The following is a 21,155-nucleotide window of genomic DNA, read 5'->3' as shown; positions in this document are numbered from 1 at the left end:
GGGGTGACGCGTGGGGCCGGCGTCGTCGCCGGGCGGTCACCGGGTGCGGGGATCGGGGGATCGGTGCGGGGTCGATCAGGGGTGGTCGGTCGTCGCCGCGATCGGGCGGGATCGACGCGGGGCGGGCGACGTCAGCCGGCGTCGCCCTGACGATCGGTCCCGTCCCCGTCGGCCTCGCGCGCCGCGTCCAGGCGCACCCGAGCGCCGTCCAGCCACTCCTGGCAGCGGGCGGCGAGCGCCTCGCCCCGCTCCCAGAGCGTCAACGACTCCTCGAGGGTCGCGCCGCCGGCCTCCAGCCGGGACACCACGGAGACCAGCTCGTCCCGCGCCTGCTCGTAGGACAGGTCGGCGACGTCGTCGGTGCTGGGGCTGCTGCTCACGGGGTCCATCTAACCAACCTCTCCGGGGGTCGCGGTCCGCGCCGGCCGCTTCGTCTCCGGGACCGCCGCCAGCGCCGAGGCGAGCAGCGATCCCTCCGCCACCCGGATCTTCAGCGACTCCCCGGCCTTCACGGCGGTCGCCTGGCGGACCACGGCGCCGTCGGTGGTCTGCACCACGGCGTACCCGCGGTCCAGGGTGGCGGCGGGGGACAGCGCCCGCACCTGCGCGGCCAGTGCGCGGGTGGACCCGGCGGCGGCGGTCAGCGCGTGGTCGATCGTGCGGCGGGCCACGTCGCGCAGCCGGTGCACCTCGGCCTCGCGGCCCTCGACCATCGTCAGCGGTCGCGCCAGCACCGGGCGGCTGCGGAGCGACGCCAGGCCGGCCTCCTCGCGGGAGACCCGCTGGGTCACCGCCCCGCGCATGCGGGAGCGCGCCTGCGTCACGCGTGCCCGCTCCTCGCCGACGTCCGGCACGATCCGCTTCGCCGCGTCGGTCGGCGTGGACGCGCGGTAGTCGGCGACCAGGTCGAGCAGCGGGGTGTCGGTCTCGTGGCCGATCGCCGAGACCAGCGGGGTGCGGCACGCCGCCGCCGCGCGCACCAGCGCCTCGTTGCTGAACGGCAGTAGGTCCTCCACCGAGCCGCCGCCGCGCGCGACCACCACGACCTCCACGCGCGGGTCGGCGTCCAGCTCGGCGATGGCCTTGCTGACCTGCGGCACCGCGCCGACGCCCTGCACCGCGACCTCGCGGATCTCGAACTGCACCTGCGGCCAGCGCGCCCGGGCGTTCACCACCACGTCGTGCTCGGCCTTGGACTCCCGGCCGCAGACCAGCCCGACCACCCGGGGCAGGAACGGCAACGGCACCTTGCGCTCGGCGTCGAACAGCCCCTCGGCGGCCAGCACCCGCTTGAGGTGCTCGATCCGGGCCAGCAGCTCGCCCACGCCGACGGCGCGCACCTCGTCCGCGCTGAGCTGGAGCGTCCCGCGCTTGGTCCAGAACGTCGGCCGGGCGTGCACCACCACGTGCGCGCCCTCGGCCAGCGGCGTGGCGGCACCCGCCAGCACCCCGGCCGGCATCGACACCGGCAGCGACATGTCCGTGTCGGTGTCCCGCAGCGTGAGGAAGGCGATGCCCGCCCCGGGGCGGCGGTTGAGCTGGACGACCTGCCCCTCCACCCACAGCGGGGACATCTTGGCGACGTAGTCGGCGATCTTGGCCGACAGCAGCCGGACCGGCCAGGGCCGCTCGGCGGTGGTCTCGATCGCCCGGGTGGGTAGCGCCTGCGGGGCGCCGTCACCCGCCTGCGGGGCGGGGTCGTCGGGGCGTCGGGCGCCGGACGGGGCCGCGGCGGGGCCGGGTCGCTCGGTGGGCTGCTGCGTCACGCCCCCACCCTGCCACGGCCCGGGGACACCCCCGCGACCTACACTGACGCGGTGACCGCCGCCGCAGCCGAGCAGCCCGCCCGCCGGGTGCTGCTCGCCGCCCCGCGTGGCTACTGCGCGGGCGTCGACCGGGCGGTGGTGGCGGTCGAGCAGGCGCTGGAGCACTACGGCGCCCCGGTGTACGTGCGCAAGGAGATCGTGCACAACCGGCACGTGGTCGAGACGCTGGCCGCGCGCGGTGCGGTCTTCGTCGAGGAGACCGACGAGGTGCCCGAGGGCGCCCGCGTGGTGTTCTCCGCGCACGGCGTCTCCCCGGCGGTGCGCGCCGCCGCGCAGGCCCGGTCGCTCCGCACGATCGACGCCACCTGCCCGCTGGTCACCAAGGTGCACAAGGAGGCCGTGCGCTTCGCCGCCGACGACCTGGACGTGCTGCTGATCGGGCACGTCGGGCACGAGGAGGTCGAGGGCACCCAGGGCGAGGCCCCGGAGCACGTGCAGGTGGTCGGGTCGCCGGACGCGGTGGACGACGTGGTGGTGCGCGACGGGCGCCGGGTGGTGTGGATCTCGCAGACGACCCTCTCGGTGGACGAGACCATGGAGACCGTCCGGCGGCTGCGCGAGCGGTTCCCGCACCTGATGGACCCGCCGAGCGACGACATCTGCTACGCCACGCAGAACCGGCAGGTCGCGGTGAAGAAGCTCGCGCCGGAGTGCGACGTGGTGATCACCGTCGGATCGGCGAACTCGTCCAACTCGGTGCGGCTGGTCGAGGTGGCCCTGGACGCGGGGGCCCGTGCGTCCTACCGGGTGGACACCGCCGCGCAGGTCGACCCGGCGTGGCTGGCCGACGCGCGCACCGTGGGGGTGACCTCGGGGGCGTCGGTGCCGGAGATCCTGGTGCGCGACGTGCTGGACCTGCTGGCCGCGCACGGCTTCGCGGACGTCGAGGAGGTGCGCACCGCCACCGAGGACCTGATGTTCTCGCTGCCCCGCGAGCTGCGGGCCGACCTGCGCGCCGCCGGCGGCGACGACCCCCGCCCGCGCCGCGCGCCTGCCCGCGGAGCCTCGGCCTGACGCGTCGCACGTCGCACGTCGAGATTGCACGAACGCCGCCTTCATCCGTCACGAAGCCTGCATCCGTGCACTCTCGATGCGCTCGCGCGCGATCCGGGACGTGCGTCAGCGCCCGGTCGCTCCGTCCACCTCGTCGAGGCCGACGAACCGCTCCTGCTCGGACGCCACCAGCTCCGGCGCCGACACGACGGTGAGCCGCCGGTCCACCTGCTGCGGCGTCGGCAGGTCGGTGTCCACCACCCGCAGGTCGGCGAACCGGCGCGCGCTCACCAGCACGCGGGACTCCAGCGAGGCGATCGACTGGTTGTACGCCGTGGTCGCCCCGTCGAGGCTGCGCCCGAGCCGGGACAGGTGGCCGCCGAGGGTGGCGATCCGCCCGTGCAGCTCCTTGCCGAGGTCGAGCACCGCCTGCGCGTTCCCGGCCAGCGCCTCCTGCCGCCAGGCGTAGGACACGGTGCGCAGCAGCGCGAGCAGGGTCATCGGGGTCGCGATCACGACGTTCTGCTCGAAGGCCCGCTCCACGATCCCCGGGTCCACGTCCAGCGCCGCGTGCAGGAACGCCTCCGCGGGCACGAACATCACCACGAACTCCGGCGCGGGGGCGAACTGGTCCCAGTAGCGCTTGGCAGCCAGCTGGTCGACGTGCGTGCGCAGGTGCCGGGCGTGCGCGGCGAGCCGCTGCTCGCGCACCGCCGGATCGGTGGCCTCGCTCGCCTCGAGGAAGCCGAGGAACGCGACCTTGGCGTCCACGACGACGTTCTTGCCGCCGGCGAGCCGCACCACCATGTCCGGGCGCAGCAGGCCGTCGTCGGTGCGCACCTGGTCCTGCTCCACGAAGTCGACGTGCGGCAGCATCCCGGCGGCCTCCACCACCCGCCGCAGCTGCACCTCGCCCCAGCGGCCGCGCACCTGCGAGGCGCGCAGCGACGTCGCCAGGCGGGTGGTCTGCTCGCGCAGGTGCGCCGCCTCCTCGCGCATCGCCCGCACCTGCTCGCCCAGCGCGCTCCCGCCGGCCACCCGGGCCTGCTCGGCCTCGCGCAGCTCCGTGCGGACGGCGTCCAGCGTGCGGGCCAGCGGCTCCACCATCGATCGCACCGCCTGCTCGCGCTGGGCCAGGTCGCCGTGCTGCTCCTGGTGCCGGGCGGCCAGGCTCTGGTGCGCCAGCGCGAGGAACTGCTCCGAGCTCTGCGCCAGGGCGTCGGAGGCCAGCGCGCGGAACCGGTCGGCGTCGGCGGACCCGGCGTTCTCGGCGGTGGCCCGCCAGCGCGCGGCGTCCACCTCGGCGGCGCGCAGCCGGGCGGCACCACGTCCCGAGGCCGCCAGCCAGCCGATCAGGGCGCCGACCAGCAGCGTCCCGGCGAGGGCGAGCACCAGCGCGAGATCCGTCATGCGCCCGAGACTGCCACCCGCCACCGACACGCCCCGGGCGCCGAACCTTCCTATGCTGGGCCGATGGCCCCGCCCACCAGCACGGACGTCCCCGACCAGCCGCCGGCGCTGCGCGTCGAGGGACTGTGGAAGAGGTTCGGCGAGAAGATCGCGGTCGCCGGCATCGACCTCACCGTGCCGACCGGGTCGTTCTACGGGCTGGTCGGGCCGAACGGCGCCGGCAAGACCACCACCCTGTCGATGGCCACCGGCATGCTGCGCCCCGACTTCGGGCGGGTGCTGGTGCGCGGGCACGACCTGTGGGCGGACCCGCTGCACGTGAAGGCCGGCATCGGCGTGCTGCCCGACGGCGTGCGGCTGTTCGACCGGCTGAGCGGCGCCCAGCTCGTCACCTACTCGGGGCTGCTGCGCGGGCTGGACCGGGACACCGTGCGCGAGCGGACCGCCGACCTGCTCGCGACCTTCGACCTGGTCGCCGACGCGGACACGCTGGTCGTGGACTACTCGGCGGGCATGACCAAGAAGATCGCCCTGGCCTGCGCGCTGATCCACGCCCCGCGCGTCCTGCTGCTGGACGAGCCCTTCGAGGCGGTCGACCCGGTGTCCGCCGCGAACATCCGGGACATCCTCACCGCCTACGTGCACGAGGGCGGCACGGTCGTCGTCTCCTCGCACGTGATGGACCTGGTGCAGCGCATGTGCGACCACGTCGCGGTGATCGCCGGCGGGCACGTGCTCGCCCAGGGCACCGTGGACGAGGTGCGCGGGTCGCAGAGCCTGGAGGACCGGTTCGTGGACCTCGTCGGCGGCCGTCGCACGGAGGGGGCCCTCGCGTGGTTGCGCACCTCGTCCGACTGAAGCTCGCGATGCTCGGCAACGGGCTGCGGCGCAGCGGGTGGCGGCTGCTCGGCTTCCTGCTCGGCGTGCTGTACACGGTCACGCTGATCGGGCTCGCGGTGATCGGCCTGCTGATGCTCGGGCACCAGGACGACGCCGAGCTCACCCGCACCGTGCTCACCCTGGCCGGCACGGTGCTGGTCGCCGGGTGGTGGCTGGTGCCGCTGGTCGCGTTCGGCGTGGACGGCACCCTCGACCCGGAGCGCTTCCGCCTGTTCCCGATCGCCCGCCCGCGCCTGCTGCTCGCCCTCGGGGTCGCCGGGCTCGTCGGCCTGCCCGGGGTGTCCACCGTGGTCATCTCGGCCGCCAGCGCTGCGGCGTGGTGGCGCTCGCCGGCCGCCGTCGTGACCGCGCTGGTGGGGGCGGCGCTCGCGGTCGCGATCTGCATGGTCGGCTCGCGGGCGATCACCACCCTGCTCGCGCCGCTGGTCACCGGGCGACGGTTCCGCGAGGTCGCCGCCGTGCTCATGCTGGTGCCGCTGGTGCTGATCGGCCCGATCGCGCTGGCCGCCGGCGCCGGTCTCGCCGCGGTGGCCGACCTGCTGCCGACCGTCGCCGTCTGGATCGGCTGGAGCCCGCTCGGCGCCCCATGGGCGATGGCCGCCGACGTGTCGGAGGGAGCGTGGCTCGCCGCCCTCGGCAAGCTCGTCGTCGCCGCGCTCACCCTGCTGGTCGGGCTCCGGGTGTGGGACCGCGCGCTCGCCCGGGCGCTGGTCCGTCCGGAGGGCGGCGCGCACTCCTCCCGATCCGCCGGCCTCGGGTTCTTCGACCGCCTGCCCGCCACGCCCGTCGGCGCGGTGGCCGCCCGCTGCCTCACCTCGTGGGTGCGCGACTCGCGCTACGCCGCCGCCGTGGCCGTGGTGCCGTTGCAGATCATCCTGCTGTGGTTCCTCGACGGCGGGAACCAGGTCCTCCTCGCTGCCGCTCCCGTGGTCGCCTTCGTCATGGGCTGGGTGGTGTCCTCCGACGTCGCGTACGACGGCACCGCGTTCTGGACGCACGTCGCCGCGCCGATCGACGGCCGGGTGGACCGGTGGGGCCGCGCCGTCGCCGGTCTGGTCGTCGGCGGTGTCGTCGTGGTGGCCACGCTGGTGATCTCGCTCGCGATCACCGGCCTGTGGGACCGGCTGCTGCCGATGGCCGCCATGTCCGTCGGCGTGCTCGCCACCACCGTCGGCGCCGCCAGCGTGTACTCCGCGCTGTTCGCGTTCCCCACCACCAAGCCGGGGGAGAGCCCGTTCTCCACCCCGCAGGGCACCTCGTTCTCGGTGATCGTGTCGCAGGTCGCCGGGGTGCTGGTGCTGCTGGTGCTGCTCATCCCGATCGTCGCGCCCGCCGTCGTCGCGGTGATCACCGGGCACCCGGCAGCGCTGCTCGCGGCCGTGCTGCTCGGTCCCGGGGCCGGTGCCGCGCTGCTGGTCGCCGGGGTGCGGATCGGTGCGCGGGTCTACGACCGGCGTGCTCCCGAGCTGTTGCAGCAGATGCGCGCCTTCGGCTGAGCCCCGTGGCGCGAGCCGACCCGTAAGATGGTCGCCCGTGGCACTCACCATCGGCATCGTCGGCCTGCCCAACGTCGGCAAGTCCACGCTCTTCAACGCCCTCACCCGCGCGCAGGTCCTCGCGGCGAACTACCCGTTCGCGACGATCGAGCCCAACGTGGGGGTCGTGCCGCTGCCCGACCCGCGCCTGGAGCAGCTCGCCGAGATCTTCGGCAGCGAGCGGATCCTGCCCGCCACCGTGTCGTTCGTCGACATCGCCGGCATCGTCAAGGGCGCCAGCGAGGGCGAGGGCCTCGGCAACAAGTTCCTCGCCAACATCCGCGAGGCCGACGCGATCTGCCAGGTCACCCGTGCCTTCGCCGACCCCGACGTCGTGCACGTCGACGGCAAGGTCTCCCCGCGCGACGACATCGAGACCATCAACACCGAGCTCGTCCTCGCCGACCTCCAGACCCTCGAGAAGGCCGTGCCGCGTCTGGAGAAGGAGGTCAAGATCAAGAAGGGCGACCCGTCGCAGCTCGCTGCCGCGCAGACCGCCCTGACGATCCTCGAGTCCGGCCAGACCCTGTTCGCCGGGGCCAAGGCCGCCGGCCTGGACCTCGCCGACCTCGCGTCCTTCCAGCTCATGACGGCCAAGCCGTTCATCTACGTCTTCAACACCGACGACGCCGGCCTCGCCGACATCGCCATGCAGGACGAGCTGCGCGCGATGGTCGCCCCCGCCGACGCGATCTTCCTGGACGCCAAGTTCGAGTCCGAGCTCGTCGAGCTCGAGCCCGACGAGGCCCGCGAGATGCTCGCCGAGAACGGCCAGGACGAGGCCGGCCTCGACCAGCTCGCCCGCGTCGGCTTCCACACCCTCGGCCTGCAGACCTACCTCACCGCCGGCCCCAAGGAGTCCCGCGCCTGGACGATCCGCCAGGGCTGGACCGCCCCGCAGGCCGCGGGTGTCATCCACACGGACTTCCAGAAGGGCTTCATCAAGGCCGAGGTCATCTCCTTCGAGGACCTGGTCGAGTCCGGCTCCGTCGCCGCGGCGCGCTCCGCGGGCAAGGCCCGGATCGAGGGCAAGGAGTACGTGATGGCCGACGGCGACGTGGTGGAGTTCCGCCACAGTTGAACATCACCCGCGCCCCGTCGGGGTGGTGGATGCCTCGAACGGTCGCCACGATGGCTAAATCGCCCGCGGCGACCGTCGATAGGGCAGTATGCGACCCATGGACCCGAGAGAAGCTTCGACGATGATCCTCGAACCCGCAGACTCGCTCTCGTTGGTGTCGGCACAGTACGAGACGTACCTGGAACTTGCCGGGCTCACAGAAATTCCTCGCTTCGATGGCGAGGTTTCGTTCTACGAGCCCTTGCCAGCGCCTCTGACGCTCACGATCACCCAGGGGTGAGCCGCCGTGCCGTCCTGGAACGATCTGCTGGAGGAGGCACTCCAGCACGATGAGGTCACGCGCGGTCAGTGGCTCCAGGACAGCACCACGGCCGCTCTCAAGAAGATCGGCGCGCTCCGCGTTGGAGCGAGCGGTCAAGACCGCAACGTGATCCTGTTCGGCTCGGCGTTCCTGCAGAAGGGCGGTGTGCCCCAGGACCGCTTGATGATCACCTACGAGGACCTCAACGGCCTCATGAGCGTGATCTACGGCATGGACTGCTCACGGGGTCTGACTCTCCTACTTCACACCCCCGGCGGCATGACCAACGCGGCCGAGTCGCTCGTGGCGTACGTTCGCTCCAAGTTCTCAGACGTCGAGGTCATCGTTCCCGCGCTCGCCATGTCGGCCGGGACGATGATCGCGCTGAGTTCGGACCGGATAATCATGGGTCGGCAGAGTCAACTCGGGCCGATCGATCCCCAGTTGACGATCCCGCCTGGCCGGGCCGTGTCCGCTCGCGCCGTCGTGGAACAGTTCAATCGAGCCAAGAGGGAAGTGCTGGCCGATCAGCGCGCGGCTCACGTCTGGGCTCCTGTCGTTGCCAGCCTGGGGCCGTCGCTTCTCCAAGAGGCGCAGAACAACCTCGACTACTCGGAGTCGATGGTGGCTCGGTGGGTAGCGCAGTGGATGCTCAGCGACGATGCCGACCCGGCCGCGGCAGGTCAGGCAGTCGCCCATCACTTCAACGACGCGACGACACACAAGAGCCATGGGCGCCGTATTGACCGCGACGAGGCTCGTGGCCAGAAGGTCAAGGTCGAGGACCTGGAAGATGACCAGGCTCTGCAAGAGGCGGTGCTGACGGCGTACCACCTCATGACGATCATGTTCGAGCAGAGTCCCGTCACGAAACTCTTGTGGTCTAGCGAGGGGCGCACCTGGATGAAGAGTTGGACCGGGGCCCAGCCGCAGGCGTAGTCCCGGTGCGGCTAAGGCCCGGCGAGGGTGCTGGTGGGTGATTCCGGCCTTCCGGCTGGTGTGGTCGGTCGCGCGCTGGCGGGGTGTGGGTTGCGGGTGGCGCGGATGCCGGTGCGCTCGGCGCGCACGAGGAGGCGGACCAGGGCGGTGTCACGCCGGACGTGGTCGCAGGCGAGGAACGGCACGCCGTGCAGGGCGCGGGCTTCGTCGTCCAGGAGTCGGGCAAGCATCCGTGCGGCCGGGCTGAGGTGCTGCGTGGTGGTGCGGACCTACAGCAGGGTGGCGAGTTCGTCGGCGTCCGCGGGCCGGGTGGTGCGGGTCGTGTCATCGAGCATCGGGGGCGGCTCGCCTTCTAGGTGATGCGGGGCCGGGGCGGCACGGTGGAAGGAGAGTGAGGCCTCCCGTGCCGCCCCCGGGCTGGTGCGGCGGCGCTCGATGCGCTGAGTGCGAGCGAGCCGCGGCAGGTGCGAGCGACAGGGCGGTCAGCCGCCGGCGATGGTGACGTGCGCGACGACGAACGCGGACGGTTCGGGGATGTTGAACCCCACCCGGGACTCGGTGCGGAACCGGACCGTGTTGGTCTCGAACAGGTCTCCTCCATCGGACCAGCTCACGTCCATCCGCCCGCGTTCGGCGAGGACTCCGCTGCCAGGCGCGCGAACCGGGGCCGTCGCGGCGCGTGGCGCGCCCGTGGTCGCCTGCGGTTCCCGCGACTGGGCGGGGGCGGTCCGGGCGCGCCATCCGGGGTCCCGCGTGTGGTCGACGTGCTATCGCCGTTCCGGGGTGGCAGTGAGACTACTGACCGAACGTGGCCCGGTTGATCAGCGAGGGCGCGCGTCTCGTGATGGCCGTGACGGCGAGCGCGATGGATCCGATGGCGGCCGTCAGCACGAGGACCGGGACCGTGTCCCTGTCCCCGTGGACGATCGCCGCAACGCTGTAGCCGAGGCCAGTGACCCCTACGCCGAGGGCGGTCGCCCACAGGAACTCGACGCGGGTTCCACCTTCCATGAGGTGCAGCATCGATAGACCGGGGAGTCTGATCTCCCCGCCGCGCATGTACTCCGACGCGATGCGGTAGCGCTCCAGGTGCACGCGGATCGCACGCCGGTACGCGAGAACCGTGACATTCAGGCCGAGGATGGCGGCGATCCACGTCTGTCCGGAGGTCTCGGACGAGATGAACATGTAGGCGGGCACTCCCACCGTAACGACCCCGGCTTCGAGGTACATGCGGGCAGGGACCAGGGTGCTCGCGACCATCTGAGCGGTAGCCGTGCGACGAACGGTCGCAAGCACGTGCCGTCGGCCCTCGTCGTCCTCGTCTTTGGCCAAGTCTCGCGACCACTCCGCGACCCGGCGCATCCGCGTGCGGAGCGTGAGCTGGTCGAGCCCAACTACGATGCCGAACAGCGACGCGACGACGGCGACCACCGCTCCGATGTTCCTGATCACGTCTTCCACGATCTGGGAGTATCCAGCGCGTGTGCGCGTCGCGTGCGCGTTCAACAGCGGATTCAGCCATCCGGCCCCATCCCGTTCCAGCGTTCGTCAGTGGTCACGAGTGGTGTCCCGCAGGGATGTAGGAAGCGTAGGAAGTGTGGGATGTCGTACGGCTCGTGTTCCTACAGTTCCTATGCTACCTACAGGGGTACAGCAGGGGCGTAGAGGCCTCGACCTACCCGGACGGCCCTCCCCGCGCGCATCAGCCGGGCGAGGTACGCGCCCGCGTCCTTCGAACTGAGCCCGAGCGAGGAGGACACGTCCGCGGCCCGAACGCCGTCCGGGTGCAGGGCCAGGTACTCCACCAGCCCGGCCGCGACGTCCCCGAGGCCAGCCACGGATCGGGCACGTCGAGCGGCGGCAGCGGCGTCTGCGATGGAACCGTCGTGTAGCTGCCACGACCGGCCAGCGTGCAGGTTCAGCAGGTACTCGCCTTGCTCCACGTCGCGGCCGGTGACCCGCAGAGTGGCGGCTGCCGCCGTTCGGGGGCGGTCGAGGATCAGCACGAAGTCGGCCGCCCCAGCGAGCCCGTGGGTCCCGGAGATGGAGTCGACGAAGTCGTCCACGCTCGCCTTCCTGTCGTGGTGGACAACCACGAGCGTGGCCCCCGGGTGCACCGGGTCGTCCACGAGGGCCTTGAACGCGGACGCGACCCGGCTGCTAGCATCGTCGCTAGCAATCCCCGAGGAGGTCCACCATGACCACGATCGTCGTCCGCGGGCTCGACGAGTCCGTCAAGCAGCAGCTTGCCGCCCAGGCCAAGGAGCACGGCCGGTCCATGGAGGCCGAGGCGCGGGACATCCTGACCCGCGCGACGCGGCGACCCCACATCGGGCTGGCGCTGCTGCGTGCCGCGCAGGAGGTCGGCGGGGTCGAGGACCTCGCCGTGCCCGAGCGCACCGACGAGGCGCGGGCGGTGGACTTCGGGTGATCGTCCTCGACACCAACGTCATCTCCGAGATCTTCCGGCCCGAGCCCGATCCGCACGTCCTCGCGTGGTTGGAGGACCTGACCAGCGACGTGGCGATCACCGCCGTCACGCTCGCGGAGCTGTTGGCGGGGGTGCGTCGCCTGCCTGACGGTCGCCGGCGGTCCGTGCTCGCCGAACGGATCGACGCCGCGCTGGAGCCGTACCGCGAGACCCGGGCGATCCTGCCCTTCGATGCCCCGGCGGCCGAGCACTACGCCGAGGTCCTCGCGACCCGCAGCGCCGCAGGGCGGCCGATCCACGCGGCCGACGCGCAGATCGCCGCGATCTGCCGGGTGCACGCCGCCACCTGTGCGACGCGCAACGGCAAGGACTTCGCCGACACCGGCATCGCCGTGATCGACCCGTGGGCAGCATGACCACCGACCTCCTCGCCGACCTGCGCGTCGACCCCGACCTGCCCAGCCCCGACCTCGCCGCGGTGGACGCCGCCGACCGCCTGGTCCTGGACGAGGCCGCCACCGTGCTCGACGGCGCGGCCCCCGGCTCGGTGGTGGTGATCGGCGACCGCTACGGCGCGCTGACGCTCGGTGCGATCGACCGCTTCGGCCTGCGCGACGTCCGCACGCACACCGACCGCCTGACCGGCGAGCAGGCGCTGGCGGCCAACGCGGCACGGGTCGGCGGCGCAGACGCGTACCGGGTGTGCGACCTGGGGCCCGACCTGGTGCGCGGGGCGCGGGTGGTGCTGCTGGCGCTGCCGCGTTCGCTGGACGCGCTGGACGAGATCGCCGCGCTGGTCGCGAAGCACGCCGACCCCGAGGTGGTGGTGGTCGCGGGCGGGCGGGAGAAGCACCTGAGCCGGTCGATGAACGAGGTGCTGGCGCGGTCCTTCACCGACGTGCACGCCAGCCGGGGTCGGCAGAAGGCCCGCGTGCTGCACGCCGCCGGGCCGCGACCCGACGCCGCGGACGGGCGCTGGCCCGCGAGCACCCGCCACGACGACCTCGGGCTGACGGTCTGCGCGCACGGTGCCGCGTTCGCCGGGGCGCGGATCGACATCGGCACCCGGTTCCTGGTGGAGCACCTGGCGCAGGCCGTGCCGGACGCCCGCGAGGCCGTCGACCTCGGGTGCGGCACCGGTGTGCTGGCCTCGGCCCTCGCCGCCGCCCGGCCGGGGATCGCGGTGGTCGCCACGGACGAGTCGGCCGCCGCGGTCGCCTCGGCACGGGCCACCGTCGAGGCCAACGGGCTCGGTGACCGGGTGCGGGTGCAGCGGGCGCGCGGCACCGCCGGGATCGCGGACGCGAGCGTCGACCTGGTGCTGCTCAACCCGCCGTTCCACGTCGGTGCGGCCGTGCTCGACGGGGTGGCGCACGGCCTGTTCGCCGAGGCGGCGCGGGTGCTTCGACCCGGCGGCGAGCTGTGGTGCGTGTGGAACTCCGGGCTGCTGTACCGGCCCCGGCTGCGGGCGACGGTCGGACCGACCCGGCAGATCGCACGGAACGACAAGTTCACGATCACCGCCTCGGTGCGGGGCTGAGCACGTGATCTTCCGTCGGCGTGCCCCGCGCCCCGCGCCGGAGCCTGACCCGGAGCTGGAGCCCTTCCGCGACGGCCTCGCGGTGCTGCTGCGCGACGGCGAGCCCGTCGGGCACGTCGCCACGACGCTCGGCAGCTTCCGCACCCCGTTCGCGCCCCGCACGCCGCAGCCGTGGGTGTGGCTGGTGGTCCGCTGGTCCGACGGCACGAAGGAGTACGCGCAGGAGGACTACCCGCCGTGGACGTACGTGACGGAGATGCGTGCGGGCCACCTCGACTGGATGGGCAGCGCGGACCCCCGACGCGACGGCTGGTACGCGATCGAGTGGGTCCCGCGGGATCGGGCCGCTGACGAGCGGGAACGTCTCGGCATCCGGCTGTCCGACTTCTGACGCGCACGAGGGCCCCGGACCGCCACCCGGCCCGGGGCCCTCGCGTCAGGCGCTCAGCCCTGCGTCAGCGGGAACAGCGTCTCGTCGTTCTTGTAGACCTCGGCCGCGTTCTCCTTGGTCACGATCACCGGCGTGAGCAGGAACGACGGCACGACCTTGACGCCGTTGTCGTAGGACTCGGTGTCGTTGATCTCCGGGTCCTCGCCCTGCTGGAGGAGGGTGATCTCCTTGATCGTCTGGGCCACCAGCTCACGGGTGTCCTTGTCGATCGTGGAGTACTGCTCGCCCGCCATGATCGACTTCACCGACTCGACCTCGGAGTCCTGGCCGGTGACGACCGGGGTCTCCTTGCCGGCCTGCGCCACGGAGGTGAGGGCGGCACGGCCGAGGGTGTCGTTCGGGGACAGGACGCCGTCGAGCTCGGCGCTGCCGTAGGTGCCGGACAGGATGGTGTCCATGCGCTTCTGCGCGTTCTCGGCCTTCCAGCCCTGGGTGGCGACCTGCTCGAAGGACGTCTGCCCGGACAGCACCACGAGGGTCCCGTCGTCGATCTTCGGCTGGAGGATGCTCATGGCGCCCTCGAAGAACGGCGTGGAGTTGGCGTCGTCGGGGGATCCGGCGATCAGCTCGATGTTGTACGGGCCGTCGCCCTTGCGCTCGGCGAGGCCCTGGAGGAGCGCCTGGCCCTGGAGCACGCCGACCTGGAAGTTGTCGAAGGCGACGTACATGTCCACGGCGTCGGTGTTCTTCACCAGGCGGTCGTAGGCGATGACGTAGGCGCCGGCCTCCTTGGCGGCCTCGAGCTGGGTGCCGAGCTGGGAGCCGTCGATCGCGCCGACGACGATGACCTTGGCGCCCTGCTCGACCATGGCCTGGATCTGGTTCTGCTGCTCGGTGACGCCGCCGTTGGCGAACTGCACGATCGGGTCGAACCCGGCGTCCTTGAGGCCGTCGTTGAACAGGCCCTCGGCGAGGACCCAGTTCTCCGAGGTCTTCTGGGGGAGCGCGACGCCGATGGTCGCGCCGGCGTCGAAGCCGCCGGTGGCCTCGGTGGACGAGCCGGAGGACTCCTCGCTGGAGCCGCCGCGCTCGGACGAGGAGCACGCCGTGAGCAGCATCGCTCCGGCAGCCCCGACGGCGACGAGCGCCGCTGTCAGCTTCTTCATGGGTGTGCCACTCTTCCTCTGTCGGGCACCCGTCGTCGGGTGCGATGACCGACCCTCCGGGTGGACCCGTCGGGCAGGGGATGGGGGATGGTTCAGGGCCGCTGGGCGAGGGTCTCGGGCTGCGAGGCCGCGACCGGTGCACCGCCGGGGCCGTTCTCGGGCCCGCCGGGGATCTGCGAGCCGCGGCGCCGGGTGAGCAGGCCGATGATCGAGGGCTTGCCCTGGATCTTGTTGTAGACGTCGAAGGCGACGGCGGCGAGCAGCACCAGGCCCTTGATCATCTGGGTGGAGTCCGAGCCGACGCCCATGAGCTGCAGGCCGTTGTTGAGCACGGCCATGACCAGGCCGCCGATCAGGGAGCCGACGACGGTGCCGACGCCGCCGGACACGGCCGCCCCGCCGATGAACACGGCGGCGATGGCGTCGAGCTCCCAGCTGGTGCCGTCGAAGGGGCCGGAGGCGGTGGACCGGCCGATGAAGACGATGCCGGCCAGCGCGGCGAGCACCGACATGTTCATCATGACGAAGAAGTTGGTCCGCCGGATGTTCACGCCGGACAGCGAGGCCGCGACCTTGTTGCCGCCCACGGCGTACACGTGCCGGCCGGTGATCGTGCGGCTGGAGATAAAGCCGTAGAGCAGCACCAGCGCGGCGAGGATCACGCCGGACACCGGGAAGGACGTGCCGACCCGGCCGGTGCCGAACAGGATGGTCGCGTAGACGATCACGGCGATCAGCGCACCGGTGCGCACCACGGACACCCACACCGGTGCGGGGGCGACGCCGAGGCGGCGGGCGGAGCGGCGGCGGCGGGTCTCGGCCCAGACCACACCGGCGACGGCGAGCACGCCGAGCACCAGGGTCGAGTTGTTGATGCCGGTGCTGGGCCCCCACTCGGGCAGGTAGCCGGCGCCGAGGTACTGGATCTCCTTGGGCACCGGGATGGTGTTCGACTTGCCGATGTACTGGTTGGCGCCGCGGAAGAACATCATGCCGGCCAGCGTCGTGATGAACCCGGGGATCCCGATGTACGCGACCCAGAACCCCTGCCAGGCGCCGATCAGCGCGCCGACGGCCAGCCCGAGCAGCACGCCGAGCCACCACGGGATGCCCCAGTCCCGGATCGCCAGCGCCACGATGATGCCGACCACGGCGGCCACCGAGCCGACGGAGAGGTCGATGTGCCCGGCGATGATCACCAGCACCATGCCGATCGCGAGGATCAGCACGTAGGAGTTGCCGTTGATGATGTTCTGCGCGTTGGTCGGCGTGAGCACCTTCCCGCCGGTGGCGACGTGGAAGATCAGCACCAGTGCGATCAGCGCGAACACCATGCCGAACTGGCGGGCACCGCCGCCGAACAGCTGCTTGAGTGACGTCATCGTCAGGTCGTCCTTCGGGTTCGATCAGTTGGTGAGTGCCGGGCTGGAACCGGTCATCAGGCGCATCAGGCTCTCCTGGTCGGCCTGCGACCGGTCGAGGACGCCGGTGATCCGGCCCTCGAAGATCGTGTAGATCCGGTCGCACAGCCCGAGCAGCTCGGGCAGCTCGGAGGAGATGACGACGACCCCCTTGCCGGCGTCGGCGAGCCGGTGCACCAGCCCGTAGATCTCGTACTTGGCGCCGACGTCGACGCCGCGGGTGGGCTCGTCCAGGATCAGCAGGTCGGGGTCGGGGAACATCCACTTGCCGATCAGCACCTTCTGCTGGTTGCCGCCGGACAGCTTGACCACCCCCTCGCGGACCGAGGGCGCCTTGATGTTGAGCGAGCGGCGGTACTTCTCGGCCTCCAGCACGGCCGAGTCCGGGTCGAGCACGCCGTAGCGGGTGATCCGGTGCAGGTCGGAGGACACGATGGTGTCGGCGATGGTGTCCAGCAGGTTGAGGCCCTGCGTCTTGCGGTCCTCGGGGACGTAGGCGATCTTGTGGTCGATCGCCTGCTGCACGGTGGTGAGCTCGACCGGGCGGCCGTCGATGGTGATCCGGCCGCCGAGCCAGCGCCCGTAGGACCGGCCGAACAGCGAACGGGCGAGCTCGGTGCGGCCGGCGCCCATGATCCCGGCGAAGCCGACGATCTCGCCGTGCCGGACGTGGAAGGTCGATCCCTTGCACACCAGCCGGCCGGGCACCTGCGGGTGCTCGACGGTCCAGCCGTCCACCTCGAAGAAGGTGTCGCCGATCTGCGGGGTGTGGTCGGGGAACCGGTGGTCCAGGGAGCGGCCGACCATCCCGCGGATGATCCGGTCCTCGTCGACCTCGCCGGCGGCGGCGCTCAGGGTCTCGACGGTGCGGCCGTCGCGGATGATCGTGATCGAGTCGGCCACCGCGGCGATCTCGCCGAGCTTGTGCGAGATCATGATGCTGGTCAGGCCCTTGGCACGCAGCCCGCGCAGCAGGTCGAGCAGATGCTCGGAGTCCTCCTCGTTCAGCGCGGAGGTGGGCTCGTCCAGGATCAGCAGCCGCACGTCCTTGGACAGCGCCCGGGCGATCTCGACGAGCTGCTGCTTGCCGACGCCGAGGTTCTTGATCTGCTCGTCGGGGGAGGCGACCAGGCCGACGCGGGCCATCAGCTCGACGGCGCGCTGCCGGGCGGTCTCCCAGTCGATGCCGAAGGATCCGCTGACCTCGTTGCCGAGGAAGATGTTCTCGGTGATCGACAGCTCGGGGATCAGCGCGAGCTCCTGGTGGATGATCACGATCCCGGCGCGCTCGCTGGACTTGATGTCCTTGAAGCGCACCTCCTCGCCCTGGTAGACGATCGCGCCCTCGTAGGTGCCGTGCGGGTACACGCCGGACAGGACCTTCATCAGCGTGGACTTGCCGGCGCCGTTCTCGCCGCAGATCGCGTGGATCTCACCGGCGCGCACGGTCATCGACACGGCGTCCAGGGCGCGGACGCCCGGGAAGACCTTGGTGATCGACCTCATCTCGAGGACGACGGGGGAGTCCGTCGGCATGCCCTGCTCCTTGTGCGGCGTTGCACGTGCCGGCGTCGCTGCCGGCTGGTTCGCGTCGGACACTAGGAGCCCCGATCCTTCGCGTCAACCTCTGAACGCAATGCGACCGGGGTGTTATCAATTCGCAACGTGACGCGGGGGGAGATCGGAGCGATTCGGGCACGTCGGACCGCAGCTCGTGGAGCCGACCGGGGGTTGACCGCAACTAATGAAGGCAAGCCGGACGCGTCAGGCGTCGGCCCAGCGCGGTCGGGCCGGGGTCGTCGCCCCCGCGATGGCGGCGATGACCTCCTCCGGCGCCGAGGTGCCCGCGTCGAAGGAGCCGTTGTTCCGGCCGTGCCGCAGCACCTCGATCCGGTCCGCCACCGCGCGCAGGTCGGCCAGGTTGTGGCTGATGATCACCACGCCCAGCCCCATCGCCCGCAGCCCCTCGATCAGGGTCAGCACCTCGGCGGTCTGCACCACCGACAGCGCCGCCGTCGGTTCGTCCAGCACCAGGATCCGCGGCTGCGTGGTCAGCGTCCGCGCGATGGCCACCGCCTGCCGCTGGCCCCCGGACAGCTCGCGCACCGGCACCCGCACCGAGGGCACCGAGATGGTCAGCTCGCGCAGCAGCCGTGCGGCGGCGACCTCCATGCCCTCGATGTCCATCGACCGGCCGTGCTCGTGGCGCAGCTCGCGCCCGAGGAAGATGTTCGCCGCCACGCTGAGGTTCTCGCACAGCGCGAGGTCCTGGAACACCGTCGAGATGCCCAGCGCATGCGCGGCGGCCGGGTTCGGGATGCTCACCGGCTCCCCGGCGATCTCCACCAGCCCGCCGTCCGGCTGGACCACCCCGGACACCACCTTGGCCAGCGTGGACTTGCCCGCGCCGTTGTCGCCCACCAGGGCCACCACCTCGTGCGGGAACAGGTCCAGGTCGACGCCGACCAGGGCCTCCACCGCGCCGAACCGCTTGGTCACCTGCCTCAGGGACAGCACGGGCTGCCGCGGCCGACCGGTGCCGAGGTCCGTCATGGCCTCGAGCTCCGGCGCCGTCGGCGCCAGTGCCGACATCGCCTCGTCCACGTGCTCAGTCTCCGTCCTGGATGTCGAACCAGTGCGTCGGGGCGTGGGTGCTCTCCAGCACCAGCAGCACCGCACCCATCACCTCGGCCTGCGGGCCCAGCTCGGCGCCCACCACCTCCAGCGGGGCGATGTGGTTCAGCGGCACCCGCCGCCGGATCGCCTCGCGCATCGGACCGATCAGGATCTCGCCGGTCTCGGCCAGCTCCCCGCCGATCACCACGCACTGCGGGTTCACCGCGATGGCGAGCCCCGCCACCGCCGCGCCGATCGCGGCCCCCGCGTCCTGCACCACCTGGGTGCACCCCGGGTCGCCCGCACCGGCCAGCGCCACGATGTCGCGCAGGGTCAGCGGCCCGCGGCTCACCCGCAGCGCCTCGATCAGCGCGGGCGCACCGGCCACCGTGTTCAGGCAGCCCCGGCTGCCGCACAGGCACACCACCCCGCCCGGGTCCACCTGCACGTGGCCGATCTCGCCGGCGGTCCCGGCGAAGCCCTGGTGCACCCGGCCGGCGAGCACGATCCCGGCGCCGGTGCCGTGGGACGCCCGCACGTAGACCGAGTCCTGGTAGCCGCGCGCGGCGCCCAGCCGGCTCTCCGCCAGCGCGCCGAGGTTGGCGTCGTTGTCCACGAACACCGGCACGCCCAGCCGCTTGGACATCACCTGCGCCACCGGGGCGTCGTCCCAGCCGCGCAGGATGCCCGGCACCGAGATCGTGCCGGTCGCGGCGTCCACCGGCGCCGGTACCCCGAGGCCGATGCCCAGCAGCTCGTCCAGCGAGGACCCCACCCGCTCCAGCAGCTCGACCACCAGCAGCGCGGCGCGGTCCAGGCTGGTGTCGGCGCGGTGCTCGTGCGGCAGCGGCAGGGTCTGCTCGACCAGCACCTCGTGCCCGGAGTCGGCCAGCGCGACCGCCAGGTGCCGGGTGCCGATCCGGATGCCGGCCGCGACGCCCGTGCGGTGCACCATCGTCACCCGCATGGCGCGCCGGCCGTTGTGCACCGTGGCGCGCACCTCGACCGCGCCCACCGCCTGCAGCTCGCGCACGATGTTCGACACCGTCGCGGGGGACAGCCCGGTCGCCGCCGCGAACTCGACCTGGGTCAGCCCGCCGTACCGGCGCACGGTGTCCACCACGGTCGCGCGGTTCGCCTCGCGCAGGGCGGTCTGCGAGCCAGCCATCGTCGGCTGCCTCCCATCTCCCGTGCCTGCGTCCGGCACCACGGCTCCGGTGCGCTGGACGCAGGGTACCCCCGGGCGGTCCGGCGGCCCGGGGTGGCGCGTCAGCCGGCGGCGCGGGTGACGAGCTCGCGGATCCGTGCCTGCTCGGCGTCACCCACCGAGGTCAGCGCGAAGCCGGTGGGCCACATCGCCCCCTCGTCCAGGTGCGCGTCGTCGTTGAACCCGAGCGTCGAGTAGCGGGCCGTGAACTTCGACGCGGGCTGGAAGAAGCAGACGACCTTGCCGTCCCGCGCCCACGCCGGCATGCCGTACCAGGTCTTCGGGCTCAGGCCGGGGGCGACCTCCTGCACGATCGCGTGGATCGCCTCGGCCATCGCGCGTTCGTCGGCGGGCATCTCGGCGATCTTGGCGAGCAGGTCGGCGGTGGGGTCGGACTTGCCCTTCTTCGCCTTGCGCATCTCCTGCGCGCGCTCCTTCATGGCGGCGCGCTCCTCGGCGGTGAAGCCCTCGGCCTCCTGGTCGGCGGGGCGGGTGCTCTTCGCGGTGGGGGACATGGCAGGTGCTCCTCGGTCGGTCGGTGATCGGGCGGGATCGGCGGCGACCACGCTAGGACGGCGCGGGCCCCGGCGGCTTCTCCGAACGTGATCGGTGCGGAAATCCCCTGGTCACGGCGTGCGCGGGCGGACCAGGGTGGCGGCGTGCTGCTGCGACCCGCGACCCGCTCGGACCTGCTGCTGCGCGAGCGGTGGATGGCCGACCCGGAGACGATGGCCTACAACGCCCCGACCGGCGCCGACGCCGCGAAGGGCTGCCTGGCGTTCCCGGCCGAGGTGCACCAGGCGTGGTTGCGGCACTGGCAGCAGCACCCGGACGAGCGGTTCCACGCGGTGCTGGAGCACGAGGGCGCGGTGGTCGGCGAGGTCGCGTTCCGCGTGGAGGACGGCGAGGCGCTGCTGCACCTGCTGGTGCTGGCGGGTGCGCGGGGGAGCGGGCTGGGCGCGGCGGCGCTGGCGGCGCTGATGGCGCGGGCGTGGGCGCACCCGAGCGTGCGGCGGCTGGTGGACGAGCTGCCGGCGGACCGCGAGCCGGCCGCGACCCTGTTCCGCCGGGCCGGCTTCGTGCGCGTGGGGGACCGGGTGGTGCAGGAGGCGCCGCCGGACGGGATCCGGTTCCATACCACAGACCGGCGTGAACGTGCTGGGCGATCCCGCCCCGTGGCGCCCTCGGCGACATCACCCGATCGGTGAGCCCGTGTTTCCGGCATGTTTCAGCCATGTGGCGTCTTGAATACTGGACACTACCGCTCAGTATCGATCCGGTAACGATCGATCCCCAGCGTCGACTGTGTCCGATTTGCCCCGGTGGAGGTCACTAGCGTGGGCCCATCCATGGCGGGACCGTGCGTCCGCCTCGTCCCGATCGGCCCCGTGCCGA

General features: G+C 72.3%; 23 protein-coding genes. 11 read left to right on the top strand and 12 right to left on the bottom strand.

The window, feature by feature from the left end:
• Nucleotides 1-131 precede the first annotated feature (131 nt).
• Together ACZ5HG_RS14730 and xseA are read right to left on the bottom strand one after the other, a co-directional pair.
• Nucleotides 132-389: an exodeoxyribonuclease VII small subunit gene (locus tag ACZ5HG_RS14730; protein ID WP_464177604.1), complete on the bottom strand. Its 258-nt coding sequence runs from the start codon at nt 387-389 to the stop codon at nt 132-134.
• Nucleotides 390-1,766: an exodeoxyribonuclease VII large subunit gene (gene xseA, locus ACZ5HG_RS14725; RefSeq protein WP_464177602.1), complete on the bottom strand. Its 1,377-nt coding sequence runs from the start codon at nt 1,764-1,766 to the stop codon at nt 390-392.
• Nucleotides 1,767-1,817: 51 nt separating this feature from the next.
• On the opposite strand from xseA, the gene ACZ5HG_RS14720 reads away from it, so the two are divergent.
• Nucleotides 1,818-2,840, top strand: a complete 1,023-nt coding sequence (locus tag ACZ5HG_RS14720; RefSeq protein ID WP_464177599.1) for a 4-hydroxy-3-methylbut-2-enyl diphosphate reductase — start codon at nt 1,818-1,820, stop codon at nt 2,838-2,840.
• 105 nt (nt 2,841-2,945) lie between these two features.
• Here the strand turns inward: ACZ5HG_RS14720 and ACZ5HG_RS14715 are convergent, their stop codons facing one another.
• Nucleotides 2,946-4,229: a DNA recombination protein RmuC gene (locus tag ACZ5HG_RS14715; RefSeq protein ID WP_464177597.1), complete on the bottom strand. Its 1,284-nt coding sequence runs from the start codon at nt 4,227-4,229 to the stop codon at nt 2,946-2,948.
• 63 nt (nt 4,230-4,292) lie between these two features.
• Here ACZ5HG_RS14715 and ACZ5HG_RS14710 point away from each other — a divergent pair, with 63 nt between their 5' ends.
• From ACZ5HG_RS14710 to ACZ5HG_RS14690, 5 genes are all read left to right on the top strand, one after another.
• Nucleotides 4,293-5,087, top strand: a complete 795-nt coding sequence (locus ACZ5HG_RS14710) for an ABC transporter ATP-binding protein (protein WP_464177594.1) — start codon at nt 4,293-4,295, stop codon at nt 5,085-5,087.
• On the top strand, nt 5,063-6,625 hold the full coding sequence (locus tag ACZ5HG_RS14705; RefSeq protein WP_464177592.1) for a hypothetical protein: 1,563 nt from the start codon (nt 5,063-5,065) through the stop codon (nt 6,623-6,625). Before ACZ5HG_RS14710 ends, ACZ5HG_RS14705 begins: the two co-directional genes overlap by 25 nt.
• A 37-nt stretch (nt 6,626-6,662) precedes the next feature.
• Nucleotides 6,663-7,745, top strand: a complete 1,083-nt coding sequence (gene ychF, locus ACZ5HG_RS14700; RefSeq protein WP_464177589.1) for a redox-regulated ATPase YchF — start codon at nt 6,663-6,665, stop codon at nt 7,743-7,745.
• A gap of 121 nt (nt 7,746-7,866) precedes the next feature.
• Nucleotides 7,867-8,025 (top strand): hypothetical protein, encoded by a 159-nt coding sequence (locus ACZ5HG_RS14695; protein WP_464177587.1) that lies wholly within the window; start codon nt 7,867-7,869, stop codon nt 8,023-8,025.
• Nucleotides 8,026-8,031: 6 nt separating this feature from the next.
• Nucleotides 8,032-8,985 (top strand): SDH family Clp fold serine proteinase, encoded by a 954-nt coding sequence (locus ACZ5HG_RS14690; RefSeq protein WP_464177584.1) that lies wholly within the window; start codon nt 8,032-8,034, stop codon nt 8,983-8,985.
• 482 nt (nt 8,986-9,467) lie between these two features.
• Here ACZ5HG_RS14690 and ACZ5HG_RS14685 read toward each other — a convergent pair whose 3' ends face one another.
• The 3 genes from ACZ5HG_RS14685 to ACZ5HG_RS14675 all read right to left on the bottom strand — a co-directional run bounded on the left by ACZ5HG_RS14685 (nt 9,468) and on the right by ACZ5HG_RS14675 (nt 11,054).
• Nucleotides 9,468-9,599 carry a hypothetical protein gene (locus tag ACZ5HG_RS14685; protein ID WP_464177582.1) on the bottom strand — a complete coding sequence of 44 codons (132 nt, stop codon included), beginning with the start codon at nt 9,597-9,599 and terminating at the stop codon, nt 9,468-9,470.
• Between the two features lie 181 nt (nt 9,600-9,780).
• Nucleotides 9,781-10,449 (bottom strand): hypothetical protein, encoded by a 669-nt coding sequence (locus ACZ5HG_RS14680; RefSeq protein ID WP_464177580.1) that lies wholly within the window; start codon nt 10,447-10,449, stop codon nt 9,781-9,783.
• A gap of 179 nt (nt 10,450-10,628) precedes the next feature.
• Entirely contained in the window at nt 10,629-11,054 is a 426-nt protein-coding gene (locus tag ACZ5HG_RS14675; RefSeq protein ID WP_464177578.1) for a type IV toxin-antitoxin system AbiEi family antitoxin domain-containing protein, read from the bottom strand.
• A gap of 131 nt (nt 11,055-11,185) precedes the next feature.
• Between ACZ5HG_RS14675 and ACZ5HG_RS14670 the strand changes: the two genes are divergently transcribed.
• Genes ACZ5HG_RS14670 through ACZ5HG_RS14655 form a run of 4 tightly spaced genes read left to right on the top strand, consistent with a single transcriptional unit; the run spans nt 11,186 to nt 13,350 of the window.
• Nucleotides 11,186-11,419 (top strand): FitA-like ribbon-helix-helix domain-containing protein, encoded by a 234-nt coding sequence (locus ACZ5HG_RS14670; RefSeq protein ID WP_464177576.1) that lies wholly within the window; start codon nt 11,186-11,188, stop codon nt 11,417-11,419.
• Complete coding sequence (locus ACZ5HG_RS14665; protein WP_464177574.1) at nt 11,416-11,835, top strand: PIN domain-containing protein; 420 nt, start codon at nt 11,416-11,418, stop codon at nt 11,833-11,835. The genes ACZ5HG_RS14670 and ACZ5HG_RS14665 overlap by 4 nt, the downstream gene beginning before the upstream one ends.
• The gene (locus ACZ5HG_RS14660) at nt 11,832-12,959 is read left to right on the top strand and encodes a class I SAM-dependent methyltransferase (protein WP_464177572.1); all 1,128 of its coding nucleotides are present in this window, start codon (nt 11,832-11,834) and stop codon (nt 12,957-12,959) included. The genes ACZ5HG_RS14665 and ACZ5HG_RS14660 overlap by 4 nt, the downstream gene beginning before the upstream one ends.
• A 4-nt stretch (nt 12,960-12,963) precedes the next feature.
• A complete protein-coding gene (locus ACZ5HG_RS14655; protein WP_464177569.1) occupies nt 12,964-13,350 on the top strand; it encodes a hypothetical protein in 387 nt (128 codons plus the stop codon).
• Nucleotides 13,351-13,403: 53 nt separating this feature from the next.
• Here the strand turns inward: ACZ5HG_RS14655 and ACZ5HG_RS14650 are convergent, their stop codons facing one another.
• The 6 genes from ACZ5HG_RS14650 to ACZ5HG_RS14625 form a co-directional block, all read right to left on the bottom strand.
• Nucleotides 13,404-14,516 (bottom strand): substrate-binding domain-containing protein, encoded by a 1,113-nt coding sequence (locus ACZ5HG_RS14650; protein WP_464177567.1) that lies wholly within the window; start codon nt 14,514-14,516, stop codon nt 13,404-13,406.
• A 92-nt stretch (nt 14,517-14,608) separates the two neighbouring features.
• The gene (mmsB, locus tag ACZ5HG_RS14645; RefSeq protein WP_464177565.1) at nt 14,609-15,898 is read right to left on the bottom strand and encodes a multiple monosaccharide ABC transporter permease; all 1,290 of its coding nucleotides are present in this window, start codon (nt 15,896-15,898) and stop codon (nt 14,609-14,611) included.
• A gap of 24 nt (nt 15,899-15,922) precedes the next feature.
• Nucleotides 15,923-17,473 carry a multiple monosaccharide ABC transporter ATP-binding protein gene (gene mmsA, locus ACZ5HG_RS14640; RefSeq protein ID WP_464177563.1) on the bottom strand — a complete coding sequence of 517 codons (1,551 nt, stop codon included), beginning with the start codon at nt 17,471-17,473 and terminating at the stop codon, nt 15,923-15,925.
• A 228-nt stretch (nt 17,474-17,701) separates the two neighbouring features.
• Nucleotides 17,702-18,490, bottom strand: coding sequence for an ATP-binding cassette domain-containing protein (locus ACZ5HG_RS14635; protein ID WP_464182172.1), 789 nt, complete (start codon nt 18,488-18,490; stop codon nt 17,702-17,704).
• 55 nt (nt 18,491-18,545) lie between these two features.
• A complete protein-coding gene (locus tag ACZ5HG_RS14630) occupies nt 18,546-19,721 on the bottom strand; it encodes an ROK family transcriptional regulator (protein WP_464177561.1) in 1,176 nt (391 codons plus the stop codon).
• A gap of 101 nt (nt 19,722-19,822) precedes the next feature.
• The gene (locus tag ACZ5HG_RS14625) at nt 19,823-20,275 is read right to left on the bottom strand and encodes an iron chaperone (protein WP_464177559.1); all 453 of its coding nucleotides are present in this window, start codon (nt 20,273-20,275) and stop codon (nt 19,823-19,825) included.
• A gap of 144 nt (nt 20,276-20,419) precedes the next feature.
• On the opposite strand from ACZ5HG_RS14625, the gene ACZ5HG_RS14620 reads away from it, so the two are divergent.
• Complete coding sequence (locus ACZ5HG_RS14620; RefSeq protein WP_464177557.1) at nt 20,420-20,968, top strand: GNAT family N-acetyltransferase; 549 nt, start codon at nt 20,420-20,422, stop codon at nt 20,966-20,968.
• The last annotated feature ends 187 nt before the right edge of the window (nt 20,969-21,155 follow it).

The sequence above is a fragment of the Cellulomonas sp. GTC20042 genome, from assembly GCF_055389595.1.
Note: the sequence above shows the minus strand (reverse complement) of the source record. Positions and strands in the feature narration are given on the sequence as shown.

What these genes read in the sequence shown, in the direction of transcription:
- ACZ5HG_RS14635 (WP_464182172.1), bottom strand. Translation starts at nt 18,490, where the DNA reads ATGACGGACCTCGGCACCGGTCGGCCGCGGCAGCCCGTGCTGTCCCTG.
- ACZ5HG_RS14710 (WP_464177594.1), top strand. Translation starts at nt 4,293, where the DNA reads ATGGCCCCGCCCACCAGCACGGACGTCCCCGACCAGCCGCCGGCGCTG.
- ACZ5HG_RS14660 (WP_464177572.1), top strand. Translation starts at nt 11,832, where the DNA reads ATGACCACCGACCTCCTCGCCGACCTGCGCGTCGACCCCGACCTGCCC.
- ACZ5HG_RS14715 (WP_464177597.1), bottom strand. Translation starts at nt 4,229, where the DNA reads ATGACGGATCTCGCGCTGGTGCTCGCCCTCGCCGGGACGCTGCTGGTC.
- ACZ5HG_RS14695 (WP_464177587.1), top strand. Translation starts at nt 7,867, where the DNA reads ATGATCCTCGAACCCGCAGACTCGCTCTCGTTGGTGTCGGCACAGTAC.
- ACZ5HG_RS14670 (WP_464177576.1), top strand. Translation starts at nt 11,186, where the DNA reads ATGACCACGATCGTCGTCCGCGGGCTCGACGAGTCCGTCAAGCAGCAG.
- ACZ5HG_RS14625 (WP_464177559.1), bottom strand. Translation starts at nt 20,275, where the DNA reads ATGTCCCCCACCGCGAAGAGCACCCGCCCCGCCGACCAGGAGGCCGAG.
- mmsB (WP_464177565.1), bottom strand. Translation starts at nt 15,898, where the DNA reads ATGACGTCACTCAAGCAGCTGTTCGGCGGCGGTGCCCGCCAGTTCGGC.
- ACZ5HG_RS14650 (WP_464177567.1), bottom strand. Translation starts at nt 14,516, where the DNA reads ATGAAGAAGCTGACAGCGGCGCTCGTCGCCGTCGGGGCTGCCGGAGCG.
- mmsA (WP_464177563.1), bottom strand. Translation starts at nt 17,473, where the DNA reads ATGCCGACGGACTCCCCCGTCGTCCTCGAGATGAGGTCGATCACCAAG.
- ACZ5HG_RS14630 (WP_464177561.1), bottom strand. Translation starts at nt 19,721, where the DNA reads ATGGCTGGCTCGCAGACCGCCCTGCGCGAGGCGAACCGCGCGACCGTG.
- ACZ5HG_RS14730 (WP_464177604.1), bottom strand. Translation starts at nt 389, where the DNA reads ATGGACCCCGTGAGCAGCAGCCCCAGCACCGACGACGTCGCCGACCTG.